This is a genomic window from Chryseobacterium sp. SIMBA_028 (assembly GCF_046535285.1).
GTDB lineage: Bacteria > Bacteroidota > Bacteroidia > Flavobacteriales > Weeksellaceae > Chryseobacterium.
Window position 1 is genome coordinate 62,557 of record NZ_JAWRWZ010000019.1, and the last position, 6,487, is coordinate 69,043.

The 6,487-nt window shown below is 29.1% G+C and carries 4 protein-coding genes; 1 reads left to right on the forward strand and 3 read right to left on the reverse strand.

Going from position 1 to position 6,487, the window contains the following annotated elements; genetic code table 11:
* Positions 1–86: 86 nt before the first annotated feature.
* On the reverse strand, positions 87–752 hold the full coding sequence (locus SCA31_RS20780; protein WP_410698901.1) for a hypothetical protein: 666 nt from the start codon (positions 750–752) through the stop codon (positions 87–89).
* A gap of 2,826 nt (positions 753–3,578) precedes the next feature.
* Between SCA31_RS20780 and SCA31_RS20785 the strand changes: the two genes are divergently transcribed.
* Entirely contained in the window at positions 3,579–3,782 is a 204-nt protein-coding gene (locus tag SCA31_RS20785; RefSeq protein WP_410698906.1) for a T9SS type A sorting domain-containing protein, read from the forward strand.
* A 148-nt stretch (positions 3,783–3,930) separates the two neighbouring features.
* Here the strand turns inward: SCA31_RS20785 and SCA31_RS20790 are convergent, their stop codons facing one another.
* Together SCA31_RS20790 and SCA31_RS20795 are read right to left on the reverse strand one after the other, a co-directional pair.
* Positions 3,931–5,517 carry a helix-turn-helix domain-containing protein gene (locus SCA31_RS20790; RefSeq protein ID WP_410698902.1) on the reverse strand — a complete coding sequence of 529 codons (1,587 nt, stop codon included), beginning with the start codon at positions 5,515–5,517 and terminating at the stop codon, positions 3,931–3,933.
* A 734-nt stretch (positions 5,518–6,251) separates the two neighbouring features.
* Positions 6,252–6,425 (reverse strand): hypothetical protein, encoded by a 174-nt coding sequence (locus SCA31_RS20795; protein ID WP_410698903.1) that lies wholly within the window; start codon positions 6,423–6,425, stop codon positions 6,252–6,254.
* Between the last annotated feature and the right edge of the window lie 62 nt (positions 6,426–6,487).

Below are 6,487 nucleotides of genomic sequence, written 5' to 3' on the forward strand. Positions count from 1 at the left end.
TTGTTGATATTTTCTTTATTATCAATAGAATTTCATTTTTAATATTTTCCTGAATATCTAATTTGTCTCAGTTCAGATAAACACAATTAAGAAACTATGCATGAATAAATAATGTATTTTATTCCAAGAATATCAAATAGATTTATTTCCAGCTGGTAAAACAAGCCCGTTTCCGGATCATCAATCTGATAAACAACCATGAAGCAAAGAGTACCAGTAGTTTGTACATTTTTTGTTCCTGTGAAAATATCATCTTCTTTCCCTGTCCTGATATAAGGGAAACAGTCTTCTGATTCTTCCCTCATCCAATGAAACAACCGACTGTATTCATAATAGCCCTCTCCCAAACCTGTATACTGAATTTCTGTTTGGTAGCCAGGAGCATTTCCTTTCAGTCTGAATTCAAAATCCCGTGCTTTAATGATATGGATTCCTCTCGGATCATATCTGATAAGGGATGTTTTATAGAGTGTAGATCCTAAAGCTTGAGTTTCCATTTGTGATTGACTTAAGCTTTTTTCTTTAGTAGAAAATTTCAACCCTTTCTTGCTATAATCTGTTGGTTTGAAAGCATTGCTTACAGAAATTGAAGTACTCTTTTTATTTTTGGAGAATCCTGCATTTATCTCACGAAGTAAATGGGTATCTTGATCCGTTATGAGCATTTTATTCCTTGCTATTTCAGAAATTCTCACAGAGTTGGCTGTATCAGAACAGATTATAATTGATATCAGTAATTTTTGTTTTTCCAATAATTATGTTTTTATAGATTTCGTATAGATGAAGAGATCAAAAAATGAGGAAATAGGTGGAGAAAAGCTTATGATGTAAGGGCTCCGGTGAAATTATCAGGTAATTCCCCGAAAAAAATGTGAAATATCGTAAGACTTTTGTTGACTCCTTAAAAACTTTCTGAAAAGCACATTAACCTTGACATGAATTTGAAAAAAAGAATGATAAAGCCCATTGGCTAAGAATTAAAAGAAGATGATCAACTGAAAGCCCCAATTTAATTAAAACATTAACTTTTCCCAAATTCTCTCATGATTATTTATGCTATAACTGCTATAAAAATATTGTTATTCATAACAGCTTAGTTAACACTTGTACCTCTTTAACTTGCTGATACAAATTTATTTATTAAAACTGATCACCAAAAAGAAAGAGCTGTTACTATTCACGAATAGTAACAGCCAAAAACCAATAAAAAAATGGTATTATATGAAAACACCGTACCTTTTATTTTATGATAACCAATTGTTATGATCCATAAAAAACCTGCCCTGTTAACAGGGCAGATACAATACAAAACATAACTATGAATATTATTTAATGATTTTTTCTTTATTCGTTTATCAAGATTAATAAGCCTGATCAGCTGTAAGATTAAACCTTATCTTTTTTAGCTGCTTTATCATTCTATATCGTTATATACCTTGATTTGGTCTTTCAAAACTATTGGATATTTTATAAAATTCCTAACTATAGGCTGTCACTTTTCGCGAATAATAACAGCCTCAATAAGCTACGCAGACCTATTTTATTAATATAGTTTGAATATCCATGATTTTCTTGCACCTTACAAGAAGTATAATGAGAAAAACCTTAGCGCCTTTGCGATTTTCCAACAAAGAGTTAAAAGTCAATGCAAAATATACAAGGATGTATACTCAATACTGATGAACTAGGTACAATGATTTTATCTTTGATTATCACAAATGGAGATTAATTTTTGTCCACTATCTGCACAGATAAAAAAAACTTTTCAGAAACATTAAGCTTCTGAAAAGTTAAACAACATTTTTAAAATTGAAAAATCTACGATATGTATTTAAACACATTCATATTCTTATAAATTTGAATCATTTGTTTTAAAATCACTATAAAGGCTGAAAAGAATGCCTCAAAGTATAATAAAAAAATAATCTCAAAAATAAAATGTCTTTCTCATCATTTGTGTGTTGCAAATATATCATGAAGTTTTCGTAAAAAAAAGGAAAAGGCTGTTACTATTCGCGAATAATGACAGATGTAAATGATATGTAATGTGTTGGTAATTAAATTGTTGTAATTAAAAAAAAACATATAATTAATGCTTTGAAAATTAGAGTTATTTTCATGTGTTTAAATGAAAACTATGTATAATAATGACATTTTAATTTCGTATGTTCTATATAAAGAATATCTCAAACAACTTAAAAGATAGCTGTGTATCCGTAATGATCGTTACAAAACTTTATCAGTTTATTGAATCCCGTAAAAATTCATTCTGTTTTTCAAGGTATGCAAACAAAAAAGGGGTAATGAAAAATCATTTATAGTATTGTTTTAACCGTTTCTCTGTATTTGTTGAGTATAAAAAGTATTTTTTAGAAATGCAGTGTTTTTTAAGAAATAAAGGCTCCCATACTTTTCATCATTTGTGTTAAGGGAAAAATATATTGGGAGCCTTTGATAGATTGTATAAACTATCAGTAATGAAGATATCAAAAATTCTCTTGGGGAAGTTCTGTTATGGGGGCAGAAGCATTCCCCAGAGAATTAGATGAGTAAATACTCTTCATCATTTGTGTAGTGCAAAAGTATTGTGAAGTTTTTTAAAAGACAACAAAAAGGCTATCACTATTCGCGAATATTAATAAACGAAATACAGTAATTATAAAAATATAAATAGACAGACATTGATCTATTCCTGTTGTTTTTTCTCTATTCTATTTTTTAACAACCAGATTTTTTATATTTCACAAATTACAGCTATCATATCAGGATAGATAAAATCGATATTTTCAATATCATGGTATTCAATATGAAATAATATCTTTCAACTGCACAGAAACAAAATTCTCTTGAGTCTGAATATTGTTTTTTTTACTCGAGGAAATTTTTATAATATATATTGTATTATTCAATAAAAAGTCTGCCCTGAGAATTAGGCAGACCGAGCACAAAAAACAGGGGTTGTTATAAAAACACTCCTCAAAAATGCTATATATTAAGATTACTAGTTCATGTATTTTTCGTTCTAAAAAAAACTAAAAGCCCCCGATTTTTTCATCATTAAAGTCAGAAAAAAATAATAGGGAGGGGGCCTTTAATATAGAATCTTAAATTATGAAGCTTTGTTCATCACTATTGTCTGAACTATTACTGTAATAAAAATATAAATTGGAAAATAAACTTGCAATATGATGTCTGTCATTATTCGCGAATAGTAATAATTAAGAAAAATATACACGATTTTTTTTAATCAATAAAGTACGTGAAATTCAATAAAAACTGAAAATTATGATCTTAATAAATTACATTCAATGTATTTTTATTGTGTCAATATAGTTTAAGTATTAATAAAATTCATTCCTAAAAAAATTCAGAAGTAATCCTCTACAATAGTATTCAGATATATCATTATTCCGGAATACTAACAGACAATTCCTTGCTGTTCGAAAAGTAACTCTATATTTTTGTATCCCTAAATATTGGAACTGAAATAAAATTCCATGATCTATTTTTTATCTGGCTAAAAAAATTCAATACGCAGGTCAGATAAACAATCTGATATACAAACCAGATTCACCCAAATATATCCAAACCCTGTGGATGAAGTATTGTATATGAAAAACAATTCATCAAAGGAATGGAAAGTAACCGATACTTCTGGAAATGTATTACTGGCAGGAAAAAATTCTGATCTTATGTTCAGTATTAATGTATCCGGTTTGAAAAGCAGACTTTATTTTTTCTCCAACAATGAGAAGCTGAATATTAGATTTATTAAAAAGTAAAGAAATTATGGTACTATCATATCCTTTAGGTAATCTATAGTTATTACCTACTGCAAGCGGAGGTCTATCAGACCTCCGCTTATTTTTTATACTACTTAATTAAATGGTTGAATCTCATTGATCTCATATAAACCTGATACCAGGTAATTTAATCTTTTTCGGCCCTTTTCTGAAGCTGTGAAATAAAATCAGAAAGGGAAATATTCATTTGTTTTTTAAATATATTAGCAAATCTGCTATGGGAAGAATATCCGCATATTTCTGCGAGATGGCTTATTTTATAATTTCGGTAAACAGGTTCTGTATACAGTTGTTTTGTGATATAGCTGATCCTGTTCTGATTAATATAATCGCTGAAATCCACCCCTCTGTGTTTTCTTATAATATAAGACAGGTATTTTGTATTGGTATTAAGGTAAGAAGCCATCATAGGTCTTGAAATATTTTGGTCCAGGTATAATTTCTGCTGTTCAAAGTTTTTCATGCGTTCTATCAATTCTTCTTCTTTTTCTGCACTGATGTGTAGAGAAGAATCATCTTCCTCCGTATTATTTACAATATAGTTCTGCTCTGTTACAATCACCACAGAACCATCTGAAGCTTCATCCTCCTGAGCATTTAATTTATTAATAATCTTTTCAAATTGGAGTCTGATTTTCTTTTTTTGTTGTTTATAATAAAAAAATAATGCAATAATACAAATAGCTAACAAAGCAGATACTGCTATCAGGATATACACATATTCCTGAATTTTATTTTTTCTTCCAAGCTCTGCTTTATAATCCTGATCAGCAAGAGTGGCTAATTCATCCCGCTTAAAAAGGTCAAGAGAGTCTTTAAGCTGGTTAATTTTAATTAATCCCTCATAATCACGCACTGCTCTATAGTAGGTTCTAAGATCATTAATAATCAAATAATTGACTTCCCTGTTATTATTTGCAGCGGATATTTGTCTTGCTTTTAACAGATAGAGTTTAGCCTTATCATACTGTTTACGTTTCAACGCCAGATTCCCTAATCCTCTGTAAAGCAAAGCACTTTCACCATTATATGATTTAATAGCTGATTTTCTTAAATTTTTTTCAGCTTCATGAAAAGAAGATTCTGCAGAGTTAAGATCGTTTTTCTGAACATACACTTCACCGAGCTTAAGATGTGACCTTCCTAAAAGATAATTTTTGACATCATTATCAGGAACTTTTTCCAGAAAGGTCTGGTTATTCTTCATCCCATTTATAAAACCTAATGTATCTTTATCTGCTATTTTCTGTAATGCTTCAGTTTCAAGTATCATTGCATAGGTATATTTGCTTTCCAATGAACCTGATAAAGATTTACTTGCCTTTATCGCTCTCTTTATAAATATTTTGCTGGCATCTTTAATATTAAGTTTTAAATATTCAGCCGCAAGACGCTCATTTCCGAGAGCTATCCAATCGGGAAGGTCAGATTTCCTACCCATAGAATCTACTTTTTTCCAATAAAAGGTAGATTTAGTGGCATTTAACTTCCGGCTGTAGGCAGAGGCAATCACGACGAGTGATTTTATTTGTTGAATTTCGGTTTCTGATTTTTTATACAAAGAATCACCGGTTTTAAGCATCTGATCCACCCGTTCTTCCTTGAAAGAATTGTAATAGGCGGCATCAAATGTCTGATCCTTTTTAGCCTGGGATTTTACAGATATATTGAAAAGTAAAATGGGAATAATTAAATGTAAAGATCTATAAGTCATATTTTTTCAACAAGCTTTTAATGTAAAGCAAAATATAAAGTACCACAAACTGCATAATGTTACCGAAAAAAACATACCAATATGAGGCTACAATTATAAAGCGCTTTTCAATACAAATGTAAGTTTTTTTTGCTTCTTTCAAGTCTTTTAATTGATATCGTAAAAAAAGTAGTAATTCTTTTTTCAAATATTTTTATGTAATAGATGATCCTAATAAAAACCATTTATCACTTATAAAAGAAAACTAAGCATACTGTTTTTAAATATTAATTCCAAAGGGATACCAAAGTGGGATTTTTCTATGATTCAGAATATGTAAAGAACTCATTATATATTTACTGATAAATTAATAAATACACATTAATTAAAATAAACAAAATAAAAATTGTAGAATAAAATTTTAATAGTAACTTCCTATTGTGAAGCATAAATAATCTGAGTTTAAAATAAAAAATGCTATATAAATTCATACAGAGAGTATTATTAAAAACATAGGGTCTGTACATTGAGTAAAAAGATATTATACTGTTTAATAATCCTAATTGGATTATAATAGCTTGGGAAAACGATTGCAAAAAATATTATGTTTGATTATTTTGAGAATTTTTGTTCTTATGAGAAATAAACAGATATAGCCAACGCTAAATTATTTGCTTATATAAAAGTAAAAGCTAGGTCTCTTGGGTATTTTTAAATTTTAGAAAAAAAAGCCCCAATTAAGGAGCTTCTATATATTATTCTCTATCATATCTCACTAAGGTATCTCTATGAAATTCACCTATTTGTAAAATTTCCTGAGCAAACCAGATGCACTGGTAATATTCAGGACTTCTTGATCCTGAATCATTGATTGTCATGATCGTTCTGGCATCGGATTTTAAATAAACGGTATCACTGTATGTCTTCAAAAGAAAATGGACTTTCTCTTAGGGAGTGTTTGTTAGTTTAAAGTTATAATAAAAGTTGATTT

What these genes read in the sequence shown, in the direction of transcription:
- SCA31_RS20790 (WP_410698902.1), bottom strand. Translation starts at nt 5,517, where the DNA reads ATGACTTATAGATCTTTACATTTAATTATTCCCATTTTACTTTTCAAT.